The organism is Saccharopolyspora dendranthemae (genome assembly GCF_007829955.1).
GTDB lineage: Bacteria > Actinomycetota > Actinomycetes > Mycobacteriales > Pseudonocardiaceae > Saccharopolyspora > Saccharopolyspora dendranthemae.
This window is the reverse complement of sequence record NZ_VIWX01000001.1, coordinates 609,808-627,399: the sequence shown is the minus strand read 5'-3', so window position 1 is coordinate 627,399 and position 17,592 is coordinate 609,808. Positions and strand designations below refer to the sequence as shown.

The window sequence follows — 17,592 nt, the reverse complement described above, 5'->3', positions numbered from 1 at the left end:
CGGGCGTTGTCCACTGGCGAAAGTGGGGTAGCGGTGCGAACCGTTCGTGAATCTGCTTACTGGACAGCTGTTCTCGCTCTCGGTGCGGGATTGCTCGTCGGCGCGACGCCTGCGTCCGCCGACAGCTCCGACAACGACGGCCTGAACATCGGCAACGACAACAACCTCAGCGTTCTTCCGGTTCAGCTGTGCGGCAACAACGTCGGGGTGCTCGGCCTCGTGGCGCCGATCGCCTCGCCGCAGAACTCCGAGTGCGTGAACGCTCCGATCGTCGACCACCCGGAGAAGCCGGAGAAGCCGGAACCGCCGACGGAGCACCCGCAGCCGCCGACCGAGCACCCGGAGCCTCCGACTCACCACCCGAAGCCCCCGCACCACCACCACCACCACCCGCACCACCCGAAGCCGCCGGTCGAGCACGTCTCCGAGGAGCTGCCCATGGCGCCGGCACCCGAGATGACCGAAGGCCACGTGGCCGTCACAGGCTGAAGCGCCCCCGGTGTCGGCCGGCTCGCGAATTCCGCGGGCCGGCCGACTTGTGCCTGCAGTCCGAGCGCGTGGCCCGACGCGGCGCGGATCTTCTGTACGGTGGCGGGAGAGGATCTTCAGCGAGGGGCGAGGCATGGGTCTGTTCGGCGGGATGATGGGCAACGCGTCCGGGATCGATCCCCGGGCGGCGGCGAAGGAGTTCGGGCGCCTGCTCGCGGACGGCGAGCAGATCCACGCCGCCTACCAGCTCATCCGGGACTCGCTGATCTTCACCGACCGGCGCCTGATCCTCATCGACAAGCAAGGCATGACCGGTCGCAAGACCGAGTACCACTCGATCCCGTACCGCAGCATCACGCACTTCTCCGTCGAGACCGCGGGCACCTTCGACCTCGACGCCGAGCTGAAGATCTGGATCTCCAGCACCGCTGAGCCCGTCTCGCAGCAGTTCGGCAAGGGCGTCGACGTCTACGAGGTCCAGGCGCTGCTGAGCACCTTCGTCGCCCGCTGATCGCTCCGGCGCCGAGTGGCGACTGCAGTCGCCTCGGCGCCGATGACCACCTCCGGTACCTGAACCGGTGATACCGCCCGCTTCGGCACCCGCGTTGGTCCGGAGACGATTGCGCAGCGCTGAGAGAACTGCTCACCGACTCCATGCTAAGGGGTGAGCATGTCCACTGAATTGTGCGGCCAGGATCATGTTCATTTAATGTCGATCAGAACTGATCAGAATTCAGGCGTGAGTCTCTTTCGCGGATTTCCACCGGCTCGCCGGTAGCAGCGCAAGAGACGTGGGGTCGCGAGCGTGGAGGTGCTTCGTGCTGGTCACCGGCGCGTGGGAGAGCGAGCCCTGCGGCATGTTCACCACGAGGTCCCCGCTGACCGAGGGTTTCTCGCGGTCCTCTCCCGCTGGGTGCGGATCATTTTCCGATGAGGTCGCTCCACCCTGATCAATTCCATTGTTCGAGCGATTTCGGCAGATCATTTCACGTTTTCAATCTTGCGCGAGAGCGATTATGGATCTTTCTGTGGTGGTTCCCTGCTTCAACGAGGCGCGCGGTCTGCACGAGCTCCGCGACGAGCTCAACTCCGTGCTGCCCGCGCTGGTGGGCCGGTTCGAGGTCGTGCTCGTCGACGATGGCAGCACCGACGGCACGCTCGAGGAGGTCCGTCGGCTGTGCTCGCTGGACTCGCGGTACCGGTACCTGTCGCTGAGCCGCAACTTCGGCAAGGAGTCGGCCATGCTCGCCGGACTGCACGAGGCGAACGGTGACCGGGTGCTGCTGATGGACGCCGACCTGCAGCACCCGCCGTGGCTGGTCCCGGAGATGCTGCGGCTGCTCGACACCGGGTACGACCAGGTCGTCGCCCGCCGCGATCGGCACGGGGAACCGCGCGCCAGGTCGCTGCTGTCGAAGCTGTACTACCTCGGGGTCAACAAGCTCACCGACGTCCCGCTGCAGGACGGGGTGGGTGATTTCCGGGTTCTGTCCCGGCGCGCGGCGGACGCGGTGCTGGCCATCCCGGAGAGCAACCGGTTCTCCAAGGGCCTGTTCGCCTGGGTGGGCTTCCCGACCGCGACCGTTCCCTACCGCAACGTGACCCGCAAGCACGACCAGTCCTGCTACAGCTTCGGCAAGCTGGTCAACTACGGGATCGACGGCGTGGTCTCGTTCAACAGCACGCCGCTGCGCGCAGCGGTGTACCTGGGCGGCGCCGTCACCGCGCTGGCCTTCGCCTACGCGGTCTACGTCGTCTGGTGCGCGCTGGCCGGTCATCCCGGCGTGCCCGGGTACGCGACCTTGATGGTGGGCATCAGCGGTTTCGGCGGGATGCAACTGCTGCTGCTGGGCGTGGTCGGGGAGTACGTCGGGCGCATCTACGTCGAGTCCAAGCACCGTCCGGCCTACTTCATCAAGGAGGCCGGCGGCCTCGCGCATCCGGCGGCCGCGCAGCGGGTGATCGCTCCTCGCCGCCCCACCTCCGTCCCGGTGATGACCGACGGCGCCGCGAGCAACGGATGGCAGAAGTGCGCCGACTGAGCGGAACCGGGAGCTTCGGGCGCTTCGTGGTGGTCGGGGCCGTGAACACGGTCGTGCACTACCTCGTCTACCTCCCGGCGTGGTTCGTGGTCGGGTACCTGCTCGCGCACGTGCTCGCCACGATCGCGGCGATGTCGGTGTCCTACCTACTCAACTGCCGATTCACCTTCCGGGTCCGGCCGCGATGGCGGACCTTCCTGCTGTACCCGGCGTCGAACTGCGTCAACCTCGCGCTCAGCGTCACCGCGATGTGGCTGCTGGTCGAGGTGTTCGGCGTCCACCCGCTGCTGGCCACGGTCCTCGGCGGTCTGCTGGCCACCCCGGCGACCTACCTCGTGAGCCGCTTGATCCTGACCTCTCGCGGACGCGTTGCCCACCCGCGCCCCGACGTGTCGATGCCCATCGGGAGGACTCCGTGACCCAACTGCTCGACGAGGTCACCGCGGCGGAGAACGCGGAACCTCGCGGGACGGCACCCGCGCGCGATCGCGGGCGGGTGATGGCGCCGCTGCTCACGTGCCTGTTCGTGGCCGCGCTCGCGCAGGTGCCGGTGCTGCGCCCGGGGTGGTTCTACTTCGTCGACGACGCGGCGACCCAGATCTTGCCGATGTGGTACCACCTGGGGCATCAGCTGCGGCAGGGCGTGTGGCCGCCGGTGCTGGATCCCGACCTGATGATGGGCGGGAACCTCGCCGCCGAGACGCTGTTCGGCGTCTGGAGCCCGGCCAACGCGCTGGTGTGGCTGGGGGTGTCGTACTCGACCGACATCGGGATCGCCGGAATCGTCGTGCGGACGGTCGCTTTCGCGGTGATCGCGCTGGGCTGCTACCTGCTGTGCCGCGAGCACGGTGCCGCTCGCTGGTCGTCTAGCGCGCTCGCCACCGCGCTTCCGCTGGCCGGTCCGCTGCTGCACTTCGACGCCGCGAAGTGGCCGGCGGCGCTGCTGGCGTTCGTGTGGGTCCCGTTCGTCTGGCTGCTCGCGCGCCGCATGGTTCGCGGTCGCACCAACGCCTTCTGGGTCTTCCTGGTGGGCGCGCTCGCGGTGACCGCGGGGAACCCCTACGGCCTGCTCGGAGTCTCCGTGGTGCTCGCGGCGCTGCTGGTGGAGTGCGGGGCGCGGCGCCGGTGGGCGGCCGCGCGCCGGCTCGCGCTGGTGTCGGCGGCGATCGCCGCGATCGTCCCGCTGGTGTACCTGCCGCTCGTGCGCTCGGCGCACATGACGTGGCGGACCACCTCCGGCGGCGTGGACAACAGCGGCACGCTCGCCCCGCACCTCGCCGATCTGCTCAACCTCAGCGCGCCCACCTACGTCCCGGAGATCCCCGAGGTGGGGGTGCCCGCGGTGTACTTCTGCTGGTTCGCGGTCCCGCTGGCGTTCTGGTGCGACTGGTCCGCGCTGCGCGAGCGACTCCGCGAGCTGATCGCGCCCGTGGTCGTCGCCGTCACGTACCTGCTGTTCGCTCTCGGGCCCTCCGAGGTGTGGATGTTCCGCTGGCCGCTGCGGGTGGTGCACTACGGCTACCTCGCCCTGGCCGTGCTGCTGGCGGTGGTGCTCACCGCAGGGCTGCGGCGGGACCGCCTGCGTGCGCGCGCGACGGCGACCGCGGGGTTCCTGCTGCTGTCGATGTACTTCACCGCCGAGCGCGCTCCGGACGTGGTGACGTTGCGCCGGGCGGGTTTCATCGCGGTGCTGATCGGGTTGCTGGTCGCCGCCGCCGTGGCGGTCCACCGCAGGTTCGGGACCGGGCCGCTGGTGCTCGTGCTGCAGCTCGGCACTGCGCTGACCTTCTGCGCGCAGTGCCTGTGGTTCGTCGGGGGAACGGACCTGGGGCAGTACTTCCCCACGTCGCCGGAGAAGATGCGGGAGAACTTCGCCGGTCGGTACGAGGGGCGCGTGCTGCAGATCGCCGACCCCGTGCTCAACGCACCCGATCCGGAGCGCGAGGTGTGGCGAGACGCGGTCATCGGCAACGGTTTCCTGCTCTCCGATGTGGACAGCATCGGCTCCTACACCGGCCTCGGATTCCGCGAGCTCTCCGACGAACTGTGCCTGCGATACGAAGGATCGGCCTGCCCGGGCGCCTACGACGCGCTGTGGCACCCGCCGCGCGGGGCCGAAATCCCGCTCGCGGACCTGCTGCTGCTGGACACGGTCGTCGTCCAGCACTCGCTCGTTCCGCAGCCCGCGGTGGCGCGGGGCTGGCACCTCGCCGAGCGCAACTCGCGGGTGAGCGTGCTGCGCCGGGACCGGCCGGTGGTGGGCGCGGGACTGCTCAGCTGGGCGTCGCCGCAGCTGGAGGTGGTCTCGGACGTCTCCGGCGGACCGCGCACCGAGGAGGTCGAGGTCCGCCGGAACGCGGCGGGAACCGGCCGACTGGTGTTCGCCCGGACGGCCTGGCCGGGCTACACGGCGACCTGGAACGGCGTCGAGGTTCCCGCCCGCGCGGGACCCGCGGGGCTCCTGGAGGTCGTGGTGCCGGACGGTCCCGCGGGGCGGTTGGAGCTCAGCTGGACGCCGCCGAGCATGCGCCTGGGACTGGCGGCGGCGGGCGGCGGAGCGCTGCTCGCCGCGGGCGTCGGGCTCCAGCAGATCACCGCTCGACGCAGGGAGACCGGCGCGTCACGAGGAGCAGCTCGATGAGCAGGACGGCCGCGTTCTCCGTCGGGCTCGTGCTCGCGTTCCTGGCCACCTGCCAGGGACCTCCGCAGCAGCTCGCGGTCGAGCCCCCGCCGCCGGTTCCGCAGGAGCACTACGCGCAGGTGGTCGCGCACCCCGACGACGACCTGCTGTTCATGAACCCGGACCTGGCCGAGGGGATGCGCAGCGGGCGGCCGACCACGAGCATCTACCTGACCGCCGGTGAAGCCGACATGCCCGACAAGGCCGGGTACGGCGCCGGGAGGCAGGAGGGCACTCGGGCCGCCTACGCGCAGATGGTCGGCAAGCCGAACGACTGGTCGCGCACCACGATTCCGGTGGGGCACGGCCGTCTCGCCGAGGTCGACACCCTGCGCGCGGATCCCGACGTGCGGCTGGTGCTGCTGAACCTGCCCGAAGACGCGAACGCCCAGCAGGGCAGGCACGCGCTGACCAGGCTGCGGCAGGACCCGGCGCTGCGCGTCACCACGACGGTCCCGGCGGGGGCTGCCGTGGGGTACCCGCAGCAGTTCGACCGGCGTGCCGTGGTCGAGTCCCTCACCGCGCTGCTGGACGCCTTCCAGCCCACGGTGATCCGGTTGCAGGACGACCAGCCGGATCACCGCTACCAGTCCAACTGGATCGGGGTGCACAACCACCCCGATCACGTCGCCGGCGCCGCTCTGGCCAAGGAAGCGGTCTCCGCGCACCGGCCGCGGGCGTTCTCACCGATGGTGCTGACCTACCGCGACTACAACGTCGGCGACACCCCGTCGGCGCTGTCCCAGGCGGACAAGACCACCACGCGCGAGGCCTTCGCCGCTTATGTCGGCCACGACGCCCTCGCCAGGGGCGAGATCTACCGGAGCTGGAGCGACAACAGCGCCTACCGGTGGCCGCGGCGAGGCGAGTGGGTCATGGCGACCGAAGGCGGTGGTGCGCAGGCATTCTCCGTGCGCGCGCACGGGATCGCCCGCTGGGCGCGGACTCCCGGAGGCGTCTGGAGCGAACCCGAGCTGCTCCCGCTGCCGGAACCGCTCCGCCCGCAGGTGTCGCTGCTCCGCGAGGGCCGCGGCCGGCCGGTGCTGGTGGCGCAGAGCGAGGACGGCGCGCGAATCCTGCTCCTGAGGCAGGGGAGTTCCGACGTCCGGTCCCGGCAGTGGGACGTGGTGGACGCTCCTGCGGGGGCCGAGAACGGCGCGCCCGCAGCGATCGCCGATTCCGACGGCCGGATCGTGCTGGCCGTCAAGAACTCCGCGGGTGGGGTCAGCGTTCGCCGCGAGACCGCGCCTGGGCGGTGGCAGCCGTGGTCCGAGCTCGGTGCTCAGGACGTCCAGGACGGGCTCTCGTTCGTCGCGGGCCTCGACGGCGTGGTGCACCTGTTCGCGGCGACGCGCGCAGCGGTTCTGCACTGGGAGATTCCGCGCGCCGGAGGGGCGAGGGGCGAGCAGGTGCCGATCGGTGCGGCCCGCCCGGCGGGAGCTCCGGTGGCCGAGCACGCCCGGGACGGGTCGATCCGGCTGCTCGTGCGAACGGACCGAGGTGGGGAGCTTGTCGAGCGCACCTCGTCCTCGACCGGCAGCTGGAGCGGCCGGACGACGCTGCCGGCTCCGGGCGGGATCGGTGGCCCGACGGCGACCGATCCGGGGCCGAGGGGATCCGCTGATCTGATCAGGGTCAGCCGGGACGCCGCGGGCCGTGTCCGCGTCGCGGACCGGGCGGGTGGTCCTTGGCTCGATGTGGGCGGGGCGGTGACCGATCACCCGGCGACGCTGGTCGAACCCAACGGCGACATCACGCTCGTGGGCATCGGTTTCGACGGCGCGCTGGTGGTCAACACCGGTGCGCGGGGACCCGAGGGGCTCAGGTTCGCGGGATGGCGTCCGGCCGTGCGGCCTCCGGGCTCGGAGGTGCGGGCCGACTGATCGGGCGAAAGCGGACACCGCATACTGCCCCGATGGATGTCCACACCAGGATCGTCGACGCTGCGATCCAGCGCTTGGCGACCGCCGGCTACGACGGGCTCTCGATCAGCTCCGTCTCCCGGATCTCGGGGCTGTCACGGCCGACGATATACGCGCACTTCGGCGGTTTGGACCAGCTCGCGTCCGAGGCGCTGGAGAAGGCGGCGATCCAGGCGATCTCGCGGGTGACTGAGCGAGCCCGCGAGGAGGCGACGACGGCCGCCGACTACGTCGTGGAGGTCATGATCGCGGCGCGTGCCGAAATCCGCAGCAGCCCGGCGTTGGCGCCGATCGCGTACCCGGAACGGGGCAGCATCCTCTTCGACGGCGATACCGTCGGTCCGCGGGCGTTGGAGCTGTCGCGCTCGTTCCTGCTCCCGCTGGTGGAGTTCCAGCCCGAACTGGAGCACGAGCTGGATGAGATCGCCGAGACCTGCCTGCGGTGGCTGGTGTCGCTGGTGCACTTCGAGAGCGCCAGGTCGCGATCGGAAGCCAAGTTGCGCGCCTACTTGCACCGTCACCTGATAAGTGGATTGAACGTCACCGCTTGACCTTTACATCGTTGACAGTTGTTGTAAGTCTGTGTCAACGACAGAAAGGCCCGCTGTGCGCGCTTCAACTTCTCGTCGCCAGTTCATGGGCATGGCAGCGCTCGGTTCCGCTTCGGCGCTGGGGCTGACCACGATCTCCACCCGGCGTTCCGCGCAGGCTGCCGAGCACTCGCAGGCAGTCGTCATCGGCACGGGCTACGGAGCGGCGGTGACCGCGCTCCGGCTCGGCGCGGCCGGCGTGCCGACCGTGATGCTCGAGATGGGGCAGTCGTGGACCAAGCCCGGTGAGGACGGCACGATCTTCTCGGACATGCTCACGCCGGACCGCCGGTCGACGTGGTTCAAGGACCGCACCGAGATGCCGCTGGCGTCCTTCCTGTGGATGGACGTCGCCAACCGGGACATCGAGCCCTACGCGGGCGTTCTCGATCGCGTCCACCACGGCGACATGTCGGTCTACGTGGGTCGGGGCGTCGGCGGTGGTTCGCTGGTCAACGGCGCGATGGCGGTGACTCCGAAGCGCTGGTACTTCGAGGAGATCCTGCCCGAGGTCAACGCCGACGAGATGTACGGCAGGTTCTTCCCGCTGGCCAACTCGATGCTCGGCACCAATCACATCGACCCCGAGTGGTTCGAGAGGTCCCGGTCCTACCAGTTCGCGCGGGTGTCGCGCGCGGCCGCCGAGAAGGCCGGGTACAAGACCAACTTCGTGCCCAGCGTCTACGACTTCGAGTACATGCGTCGCGAGGAGGACGAGCTGGTGCCGCGCTCGGCGCTGGCGGCCGAGGTCATCTACGGCAACAACCACGGCAAGCGCTCCCTCGACAAGAGCTACCTCGCCGCCGCGCTGGGCACGGGCAACGTGACCATCGAGACGTTGAGCGAGGTCCGCGACATCGCCCAGCAGCAGGACGGGAGCTACGCGCTGTCGGTGAAGCGGATCGACGAGTTCGGCAACGTGCTCGGCATCCGGCAGCTCACCACCCAGCACCTGTTCCTCGGTGCCGGGAGCCTGGGGTCGACCGAGCTGCTGGTGCGCGCCCGCGACACTGGGAAGCTGCCGAACCTCGGTGAGGCGATCGGGCAGGGCTGGGGCAACAACGGCAACGTGATGCTCGGCCGCGCCAACCTCCCGCAGGACCTGGTCGGCCCCCTCGAATCGGGCATGCCTGCGATGGGCATCGACAACTGGGACGACCCGGCCAACCCGGTCTTCGCCGAAATCGCCCCGGTCCCAGCGGGACTGGAGACCTGGGCGAGCCTGTACCTGGCCATCACGCGCAACCCGGAGCGCGGGTCGTTCCGCTACGACCCTGGAGCGGACCGCGCCGTCCTGCAGTGGCGGGAGGAGCAGGGGCAGCCGTCGATCGACGCGGCCAAGCAGCTGTTCGACCGGATCAACTCGGTCAACGGCACCAGCTACCGCTACGACCTGTTCGGCGATGCCCGGGCGTTCGAGAACCGGTTCACCTACCACCCGCTGGGCGGTCTGGTCCTGGGCGAGGCCACCGACCTCTACGGCCGGGTGAAGGGCTACGACAACCTCTACGTCACCGACGGTTCGCTCATCCCGGGTAGCACCGGTGTGAATCCCTTCGTCACGATCACGGCCCTCGCCGAGCGCAACATCGCCAAGGTCCTCGCCGAGGACATCCCGAAGAACACCTGACCCTCCGCACCACGCCGAGGTCACGTCCCCCACATTTCCCAGTTTTAGTCATAACTGAGCCGACATTTCGGGCATCGAAGGTCCTCGGTTTGGACTAAAACTGGGAAATGCTTCGAAAGGGGGATTCTCGCGCTCGGAGATCAGCGGGACCAGCGGCGCAAGGGGTGCTGTTGAGCGTCGGTGGAGTTCCACTCCCCGGAACAATTCTGTCGGAGTCTTGCCGGAAAAATGACGTCCCTCGAGCATGGCGGGCATGCGAATGCCAGGCGAGGCGCACGCCCTGGTGCGTCACAGCCACCAGGAGCGGGTGCTGCGCGCGCTCCGCGAGCGGGGTGCGCTGAGCCGGGGTGAGCTCGCCGAGGCGGTGGGCCTGTCGCGCACCACGATCTCGGAGATCACCCGTGACCTGCTGCGGCACGGCTCCGTCGTCGTGCTCGACACCGACGCCGCTTCGCGCGCGGGCAGCGGCAGACCTGCCGAGCGGCTGGTGCTGGACCCCGATTCCGGGCAGTTCATGGGGGTGGACTTCGGCCACCGCAGAGTGCGCGTGGCCGTGGCCGACGCCTCCCACGAGGTGGTGGTGTCCGGGCGGCAGGCCTATCCCGACAGCACCGGCTGGCCGGAGCGGATCAGCATCGCCTTCGACCTCATCGACCGGCTCAGCGTCGAACGCGGCGTGCACTTCCGCGCCTTGCAGGGGATCGGCATCGGCGTCACCGGGCCGCACCCGCGTTCGTCGGCGCCGCTCGCCCCGGACGGTGCCTTCGGTACCGGGTTCGCCGCCGCGCGCGACGACGTGGACGTCTCCTTCGCGGAACGCTTCGGCGCTTCGGTGATCGTGGAGAACAACACCCGGTTCGCCGCGCTGGCGGAGGCGCTGGCGGGCGGCGCGGACGACGAGAACCTGCTCTACGTGAGGCTTTCCGATGGCGTCGGTGGCGCGCTGGTGATCGGCGGTCAGATCGTCTCCGGCGCGACCGGGCTGGCCGGGGAGCTCGGGCACGTCACCGTCGCTCCGGGTGGTGCGCGATGCCGCTGCGGGAAGAGCGGATGCCTGAAGACGGTCGCGTCGGTCCCCTCGATGCTCGCGGCCTGCCGGGAGCGCGGCGCCGACATCGGATCGATCGACGAGCTCGCGAGCTCCGCGGATCCGGTCGTCAAGCAGGTGCTGCGCGAGGCCGCCTCGGCGGTCGGCGCGGTGGTGGGAACGGTGGCGATGGTGTTCAACCCGGCCGAGATCGTGATAGGGGGCGAGATCGCCCGCCTGACACCGGCTCTCGTCGAGCGGACCAGCGAGACCCTCGGCGAGGAGCTGTTCCCGTGGGTCGCGGCGAGGCCCGTCGTCCGGGCCGCGCGGCTCGCCGACGACGACGGCGCCATCGGCGCGCTGGCCGCGCTCTTCCGCAGCGCGCCGATGCTGGCCGACCAACCGGAACCGGCGCCCGTCCGCGCGCTGCCGGCGTGAGGAGTTGTTTCCCGAGATGGCTTCACCTGCGGTGCGGGCGCCGGAACGCCCGTCGAAGGAGTCCTGACCATGGCAGTCCTCAGCGAGCGCGACACCGCGTCGAAGGCGGGACCGCGGCCCGCGCCGCGCCGCCGCAGCGCACCGCTCGCGCTCAACGCGGCCTCGGTCCTGCTCGGAGTTGCCGCGTGGTGGGCGGTGTCGGCGCTCGGCGTCAAGATCCCGTCACCACCCGAGGTCGCGGCTCGAGCCGCCGACATGCTCGTCGAGGGCACGTTGCTCGACGACACCCTGGCGAGCCTCGCGCGCGTTCTGGCCGGCTTCGCGCTGGGCTCCGCGCTGGCGGTCGCCGTGGGATTCCTGATGGGCTGGTACCGGCCGGTGCGGGCGCTCGCCGAACCGTGGGTGCAGTTCTTCCGCACGATCCCGCCGCTGGCGATCATCCCGCTGGCCATCGTGCTGATGGGCATCGGCGAGGTCCCGAAGATCTTCGTGATCTTCCTGGCCGCGTTCCTGGCCTGCGTCATCTCGACGCTGCAGGGCGTGGTCACGGTCGACCCGACGCTGATCAACGCGGCACGGGTGCTCGGCGCGGGTGACGCGACCATCTTCGGCAAGGTCGTGGTGCCGGCTTCGGCGCCGTTCATCCTGGTCGGCATGCGCGTCGGTCTCGGCTCGGCGTGGGCGACGGTGGTCGCCGCGGAGCTCATCGCGGCCCAGGAGGGCCTCGGTTTCCGGATGCAAAACGCCCAGCTGTACTACGACCTGCCGACGATCTTCGTCAGCTTGATCGCCATCGGGCTCCTGGGGCTGGTCATGGACCGGTTGCTGCTGCTCGCCGAACGCAAGCTGACCGGATGGCAGGAGAGGCCGTGAACCCCAAGATCGCCCTGGAGAACGTCGGCAAGACCTTCAGCCTCGCGCGCGAGCGGTTCGTCGCGCTCGACGACGTGTCGCTGGAGATCGCCGACAACGAGTTCGTCACCGTCGTCGGCCCCTCGGGCTGCGGCAAGAGCACGCTGCTCAACATCCTCGCCGGGCTGGAGGAACCGGACGAGGGGCGTGCCCTGGTCGACGGGGCCGAGGTCTCCGGGCCGGGGCCCGACCGCGGCGTGATCTTCCAGCAGTACGCGCTGTTCCCGTGGCTGACCGTGCGCGGCAACGTCGAGTTCGGCCTGAAGATCGCGGGCGTGCCGCGGGACGAAAGGCGCAGGCGCGCAGCGCACTTCATCGACGTCGTCGGGCTCTCGGAGTTCGCCGACGTGCTGCCCAAGGCGCTGTCCGGCGGGATGCGGCAGCGCTGCGCCATCGCCCGCGCCTACGCCGTGAACCCCGCGATCCTGCTGATGGACGAGCCCTTCGGCGCGCTCGACGCGCTGACCCGCGTCAAGCTGCAGGAGCAGCTGTTGAGCGCCTGGGACCGGGAACGGCGAACGGTCCTGTTCATCACCCACGACGTCGACGAGGCCGTGTACCTGGCCGACCGCGTGATCGTGATGGCCTCCCGGCCCGGTCGCATCTACGACGTCGTCGGGGTCGATCTGCCGCATCCGCGCAGCGAAGAGGTCCGGTTGAGCCCCGAGTTCACGGCGCTGCGCAACCGTGTCTGGAACTCCGTGTACCACCAGGACGACGAGCGCGCCGCAACGGCTGAGAGGACATCATGAGCTGGAGCAAGAAGGGGATCGCCGCGTTGCTCGCCGCGCTCGTCGTGGTGCTGACCGGGTGCGGTGGCGGTTCGGACGAGGCGAACGAGGTCCGGTTCGGCTACATCGGCGACTACAACGGTGCCAGCCTGCTGGCGGTGGCCGAGGACCAGAAACTCTGGGAGAAGCACGGTCTCACCGCCACGGCCAGCGTGTTCAACAACGGGCCGCTGCAGATCCAGGCACTGGGCAGCGGTGATCTCGACTTCGGCTACATCGGTCCCGGCGCGATGTGGCTGCCCGCTTCCGGGCAGGCCAAGGTCGTCGCCCTGAACACGCTCGGCAACGCCGACCGCGTGATCGCTCAGCCGGGCATCACCAGCGTGGCGGACCTGCGTGGGAAGACGGTCGGAGTCCCGCAGGGCACCTCCGGCGAGATGATCCTGGACCTCGCGCTGCGCAACGCCGGGATGACCAAGAACGACGTCAGGATCGTGCCGATGGACGCATCCACGATCGTGTCCGCCTTCTCCGCACAGCGCATCGATGCCGCCGGCTTCTGGTACCCGGCGATCGACACGATCAAGAAGCAGGTGCCGGGGCTCGTCGAACTGGTCAAGAACTCCGACTTCACCGGGCAGATGGAGTTCCCGACCGCGTTCGTGGCGGGCAACGAGGTGGTGACCGGACAGCAGGACAAGGCCCGCCGGGTGCTGGCGGTCCTGCGGGACGCGATGCGGTACCGGACCGACAACGCCAAGCGCACCATCGAACTCACCGCGGACATGCTGGACAAGGACCCGGCGCAGGTCCGCGCCGACGCCGCCAACGTGAAGGCGCTCGGCGTCGATGAGCTGGACCGAATCACCGGCGACGGAACCGCGCAGCGCTGGCTGTCGGCGATGGACGCCTACTTCACCGGAACCGGGCAGCTCGAGCAGAGCACCGGACCGCAGGAGTACTACACCGGAGAACTGTTCACCTCGGCGGGAAATCGATGAACCAGCGCAACATCCTGTTCCTGATGACCGACCAGCACCGGACCGACACCCTCGGTGCCTACGGCAACCCGATGGCCGCGACGCCGAACCTCGACGCGCTCGCCGCCGGCGGCACCCGGTTCGACCGCTGGTACACGCCGACGGCCATCTGCACTCCCGCCCGCGCCAGCCTGCTCACCGGTCAGGCGCCGTTCCGGCACAAGCTGCTGGCCAACCACGAGCGCAACGTCGGGTACATCGAGGACCTGCCCGACGGGCAGTTCACCTTCTCGGAGTCGTTGCGCGCCAACGGGTACAACTGCGGTCTCATCGGCAAGTGGCACATCGGGACGGAGAAGGACGCGGGGCGCTTCGGGTTCGACGGTCCGGACCTGCCGGGTTGGCACAACCCGGTCGAGCACCCCGACTACCTGGCCTACCTCGCCGAGAACGACCTGCCGCCCTACGAGATCAGCGACCGCATCCGCGGCACCCTGCCCAACGGCGGGCCGGGCAACCTCCTGGCGGCCCGGCTGCACCAGCCGGTCGAGGCGACCTTCGAGCACTACCTGGCCACCCGCACCATCGAGATGATGGAGCGCTACGCAGCCGACGTGCACGAGCGCGAGAAGCCGTTCTTCCTGGAGCTGAGCTTCTTCGGCCCCCACCTGCCCTACATCATCCCCGACGAGTACTTCGACATGTTCGATCCGGAGGAGGTGCCGCTGCCGCGTTCGGTCGCCGAGACCTTCCACGGAAAACCCCCGGTGCAGCAGAACTACAGCGCGCACTGGACGTTCGACACGATGCCGCTGGAGACCACCCGCAAGTTGATCGCCGCGTACTGGGGGTACGTGGCGCTCATCGACCACGAGATCGGGCGAGTACTGGAAGCGATGCAACGCCTGGGACTGGCCGACGACACCGCGGTGTTCTTCACCTGCGACCACGGCGAGTTCACCGGTGCCCACCGGCTGCACGACAAGGGGCCGGCGATGTACGAGGACATCTACCGGACACCGGGCATCGTGCGCGTTCCGGGCGAGCCCGGGGGAGTGGTGCGCTCGGAGTTCGTCAGCCTCCTGGACTGCACCGCCACCATCCTCGAACTCGCCGGCATCGACCCGGAACTCGCCGTGGATTCCCGGAGCCTGCTCCCGCTGGTGTCCGATGAGGACGGCGAGGGCTGGCCCGAGGAGATCGTCTGCGAGTTCCACGGACATCACTTCCCGTACCCCCAGCGGATGCTGCGCACCGACCGGTACAAGCTCGTGGTCAACCCGGACTCGGTCAACGAGCTCTACGACCTGGAAACGGACCCCGACGAGCTCATCAACCGCTACCCGCACCCGGAGATGGCGGAGGTCCGAGGTCGCCTGATGCGACGGCTCTACGAACTCCTCCGCGACCGGGGCGACAACTTCTACCACTGGATGACCTCGATGTACGAGGTCGGCGAGATCGCCTACGACCCCACCCTCAGCGGCTTGGACGAAAGCACCTACCAGCCCTGATCACGCGCTCGTGCCGCAACCGTGGTGATGCCTCGTCCCACCGGCGCCGGGCCGGTGGGACGAGCGCGTGCGTCAGGAGAACTGGATGCCGCCGTCGATCATCACCGATTGGCCGGTCATGTAGTCGGAGTCGGCGGAGGCGAGGTAGGAGACGAACGACGCCACGTCCTCGGGGACGGAGACCCGGCCGAGGTGGATCAGCTCCGAGTACTTGTCGATGGCCGCGCCCTTGCGGAGTCCCTCGTGCTCGGCGAGCTTCTCGTCGATGTGGTCCCACATCGCCGTGCCGACGATGCCGGGGCAGTAGGCGTTGACGGTGATGCCGTACTGCGCCCACTCCATCGCGGCGGCCTGGGTCAGGCCGCGCACCGCCCACTTCGAGGCGGAGTAGTGCGCCAGCAGCGGGAACGGGCGGTAGCCGACGATCGAGGAAGCACCGATGATCTTGCCGCCGTCACCCTGCTCGATCATCTTCCTGGCGGCGGCGTTGTAGCAGAGGTGCACGCCGCGCAGGTTGATCGACATCAGCTCGTCGAACTCCTCCGGCGTCACCTCCAGCAGCGGTTTCACGTGCGCGATACCGGCGTTGGCCACCATCACGTCGAGCCGGCCGAGCTCGTCGGCCACGCCCTGCACCATGTCCTGCACGGCGCCCGCGTCGGCGACGTCGGCGGGCAGGACGGCCGAGCGCCTGCCCAGCGCGGTGATCTCGGCGGCGACCGACTGGAGCTGATCGGCGTTGGCCGCGACGTCGTTGACGGCGACGTCGTGACCGTCCGCGGCCAGCCGCAGCGCGATCCCCTTGCCGATCCCCCGCGCGGCGCCGGTGACGAGCACTACGCGGGACCTGTCCTGAGCGGCCATCGGGATTCTCCGTTTCCTCGTGGCGTGGGTCTGCGTTCACATCCGCCGGCGAGGCTAGGCACCGAGCCCGATGCCGGGCAGGCCTCGGCTGTCTCACTTTGAGACAGCTCTTCAGTCCCCGGCAGGTTCCTCCGCGGCGAAGTAGCCACCGATGAACGCGACGAGTCCGAACAGGACGGCCGCGGCGATGCTGGGGGTGAGCAGGGTGTCCGACGCCCAGGTGATCCAGCTGGGCTGGAGGAGGACCAGCCCGGCGAGCTGGATCGCGACCAGCGCCGCGGCCAGGGCGAGGAAGATCAGCAGGGTCAGGATGAACGCGGTCCTGCACGCCACCCGGGCGCGGCTGGACTTCGTGGTGGTGGGCATGGGAACTCCTCGTGCGTAGCGGTTCTCAGCGCAGGACGGGCAGAGCGCCCCAGGCGATCAGGCAGCCGATCAGCATGATCGGGACCATGTAGTAGGCGATCAGCGGGAAGAAGGTCTTCTCCGGTTCGGCCCCGGTGATGCCCGCCGCCACGAAGATCGACCCGGAGGCCGGGGGAGAGGCGCCCTCGGTCGAGGCGAACACCAGGATCGCCGTGACCGCCAGGACGGGATCCACCCCGACCGACACCAGCGACAGCAACGCGACGTGCCCGACCGCGGTGAGCGTCGCCGTGGACGACAGCGGGCCCGCGACCACGGCCACCAGCACGCCGACCAGCAGGGCCATCACGTACTGGTTGAGCTGCAGTCCGGCGAGGATGCCGTCGATGTCCTGGGCCAGTCCCAGCTCGCCGAGGATCTCGCTGGCGGCGACCGCGAAGAACAGCAGCGCTCCGATGCTGGTGAAGCGCGGCATCGCCCCGGCCAGCCAGTCGTGCCACGCGCGCGCTCCGCGCGGGAGTTCGCGGCGGCCCACGAGAAGCGCCAGAGCGGTGATGAGCACCGGGATCCAGGTGAGGATCTCGATGTCCTCCAGCGCCTGACCTATCGGGGTGCGGTGCGTCAGGAACTCGGCGACCGGACCGACGGTGATGCCGATCGGGACGATCGCGCCGAGCACGATCAGCGTCGCGGCCCCGCCCTCGCGCAGCGCGTCCCGCAGCGGCCGGAGGTCCTCGTCGGGCGAGCGCTGGATCCCGTCGCGGCGGACGAAGTGGGCGACGAGCAGCAGCCGCCACGCCACCTGGTACGCCCCCGCGCACAGCAGGGCGAGGTAGATCTGGCCGGTGGTCACCATCGGGCCGGCGAAGCCGATCATGATGACCATCGACGAGCTCGGCGGCAACGCGGCGCCCAGCCCGCCGTTCCCCGCGAGGACGGTGGCGCTGCGCTCCGGGCTCCAACCGGTGCGGATCATCCAGGGGCCGGTGAAGGCCCCGGTCGCCGCGGTGTTGCCGGAGTTCGATCCCGACAGCGCGCCCATGACCGCGGATCCGAAGGTGTCCACGACGACGGGGCCGCCGCGGATGCGTCCGACCAGCGAGTTGAGGATGCCGAGCAGCTTCTGGATGAGGCCGGTCCGGTCGATGACGTAGGCCATGAACACGAACGCCATCGCGGCGTAGAGGACTTCCTCGTCCAGCGCGCCCAGCATGCCGTTGAGCAGTGCTTCGGGCGCGTCGAGTCCGGCGAACGCGGCGGTGATCAGCAGGCCGAAGAGCATGGCCTCGCCCATGTTCCGCTTGAACGCGACGTTCCAGACGATGATGGTGGCGATGAACGCGGCGAGCGCGATGAGTCCGGTGGGCATGGTGCGGTTCCCCTCTTCGGCGCTGGAGCGGGGTGGAC

The 17,592-nt window shown here is 69.6% G+C and carries 16 protein-coding genes; 13 read left to right on the top strand and 3 right to left on the bottom strand.

Going from position 1 to position 17,592, the window contains the following annotated elements; translation table 11 throughout:
* The first annotated feature begins 90 nt into the window (after positions 1-90).
* The 13 genes from FHU35_RS02735 (at position 91) to FHU35_RS02675 (ending at position 14,955) form a co-directional block, all read left to right on the top strand.
* A complete protein-coding gene (locus FHU35_RS02735; RefSeq protein ID WP_145736373.1) occupies positions 91-489 on the top strand; it encodes a hypothetical protein in 399 nt (132 codons plus the stop codon).
* Between the two features lie 133 nt (positions 490-622).
* The gene (locus tag FHU35_RS02730) at positions 623-1,000 is read left to right on the top strand and encodes a PH domain-containing protein (RefSeq protein WP_145736371.1); all 378 of its coding nucleotides are present in this window, start codon (positions 623-625) and stop codon (positions 998-1,000) included.
* 517 nt (positions 1,001-1,517) lie between these two features.
* Positions 1,518-2,531 carry a glycosyltransferase family 2 protein gene (locus FHU35_RS02725; RefSeq protein WP_246110033.1) on the top strand — a complete coding sequence of 338 codons (1,014 nt, stop codon included), beginning with the start codon at positions 1,518-1,520 and terminating at the stop codon, positions 2,529-2,531.
* Positions 2,510-2,950 (top strand): GtrA family protein, encoded by a 441-nt coding sequence (locus FHU35_RS02720; RefSeq protein ID WP_145736367.1) that lies wholly within the window; start codon positions 2,510-2,512, stop codon positions 2,948-2,950. The genes FHU35_RS02725 and FHU35_RS02720 overlap by 22 nt, the downstream gene beginning before the upstream one ends.
* Positions 2,947-5,172, top strand: coding sequence for a hypothetical protein (locus tag FHU35_RS02715; RefSeq protein WP_145736365.1), 2,226 nt, complete (start codon positions 2,947-2,949; stop codon positions 5,170-5,172). The genes FHU35_RS02720 and FHU35_RS02715 overlap by 4 nt, the downstream gene beginning before the upstream one ends.
* On the top strand, positions 5,169-7,094 hold the full coding sequence (locus FHU35_RS02710; protein ID WP_145736363.1) for a PIG-L family deacetylase: 1,926 nt from the start codon (positions 5,169-5,171) through the stop codon (positions 7,092-7,094). The genes FHU35_RS02715 and FHU35_RS02710 overlap by 4 nt, the downstream gene beginning before the upstream one ends.
* A 32-nt stretch (positions 7,095-7,126) precedes the next feature.
* Positions 7,127-7,684, top strand: coding sequence for a TetR/AcrR family transcriptional regulator (locus FHU35_RS02705; protein WP_186459230.1), 558 nt, complete (start codon positions 7,127-7,129; stop codon positions 7,682-7,684).
* Between the two features lie 91 nt (positions 7,685-7,775).
* On the top strand, positions 7,776-9,353 hold the full coding sequence (locus FHU35_RS02700; protein WP_145736360.1) for a GMC oxidoreductase: 1,578 nt from the start codon (positions 7,776-7,778) through the stop codon (positions 9,351-9,353).
* Between the two features lie 253 nt (positions 9,354-9,606).
* Positions 9,607-10,818 carry an ROK family transcriptional regulator gene (locus FHU35_RS02695; RefSeq protein ID WP_246110032.1) on the top strand — a complete coding sequence of 404 codons (1,212 nt, stop codon included), beginning with the start codon at positions 9,607-9,609 and terminating at the stop codon, positions 10,816-10,818.
* 69 nt (positions 10,819-10,887) lie between these two features.
* Positions 10,888-11,691 (top strand): ABC transporter permease, encoded by an 804-nt coding sequence (locus tag FHU35_RS02690; RefSeq protein ID WP_145736357.1) that lies wholly within the window; start codon positions 10,888-10,890, stop codon positions 11,689-11,691.
* Positions 11,673-12,482: an ABC transporter ATP-binding protein gene (locus FHU35_RS02685; RefSeq protein WP_145736356.1), complete on the top strand. Its 810-nt coding sequence runs from the start codon at positions 11,673-11,675 to the stop codon at positions 12,480-12,482. The genes FHU35_RS02690 and FHU35_RS02685 overlap by 19 nt, the downstream gene beginning before the upstream one ends.
* The gene (locus tag FHU35_RS02680; protein WP_145736354.1) at positions 12,479-13,462 is read left to right on the top strand and encodes an aliphatic sulfonate ABC transporter substrate-binding protein; all 984 of its coding nucleotides are present in this window, start codon (positions 12,479-12,481) and stop codon (positions 13,460-13,462) included. The genes FHU35_RS02685 and FHU35_RS02680 overlap by 4 nt, the downstream gene beginning before the upstream one ends.
* The gene (locus tag FHU35_RS02675) at positions 13,459-14,955 is read left to right on the top strand and encodes a sulfatase family protein (protein ID WP_145736352.1); all 1,497 of its coding nucleotides are present in this window, start codon (positions 13,459-13,461) and stop codon (positions 14,953-14,955) included. Before FHU35_RS02680 ends, FHU35_RS02675 begins: the two co-directional genes overlap by 4 nt.
* Positions 14,956-15,027: 72 nt before the next feature.
* Here the strand turns inward: FHU35_RS02675 and FHU35_RS02670 are convergent, their stop codons facing one another.
* The 3 genes from FHU35_RS02670 to FHU35_RS02660 all read right to left on the bottom strand — a co-directional run bounded on the left by FHU35_RS02670 (position 15,028) and on the right by FHU35_RS02660 (position 17,554).
* Positions 15,028-15,819, bottom strand: coding sequence for an acetoin reductase (locus tag FHU35_RS02670; protein WP_145736350.1), 792 nt, complete (start codon positions 15,817-15,819; stop codon positions 15,028-15,030).
* 111 nt (positions 15,820-15,930) lie between these two features.
* Positions 15,931-16,185 carry a hypothetical protein gene (locus tag FHU35_RS02665; protein WP_145736348.1) on the bottom strand — a complete coding sequence of 85 codons (255 nt, stop codon included), beginning with the start codon at positions 16,183-16,185 and terminating at the stop codon, positions 15,931-15,933.
* Positions 16,186-16,210: 25 nt separating this feature from the next.
* The gene (locus tag FHU35_RS02660) at positions 16,211-17,554 is read right to left on the bottom strand and encodes a TRAP transporter large permease subunit (protein WP_145736346.1); all 1,344 of its coding nucleotides are present in this window, start codon (positions 17,552-17,554) and stop codon (positions 16,211-16,213) included.
* Between the last annotated feature and the right edge of the window lie 38 nt (positions 17,555-17,592).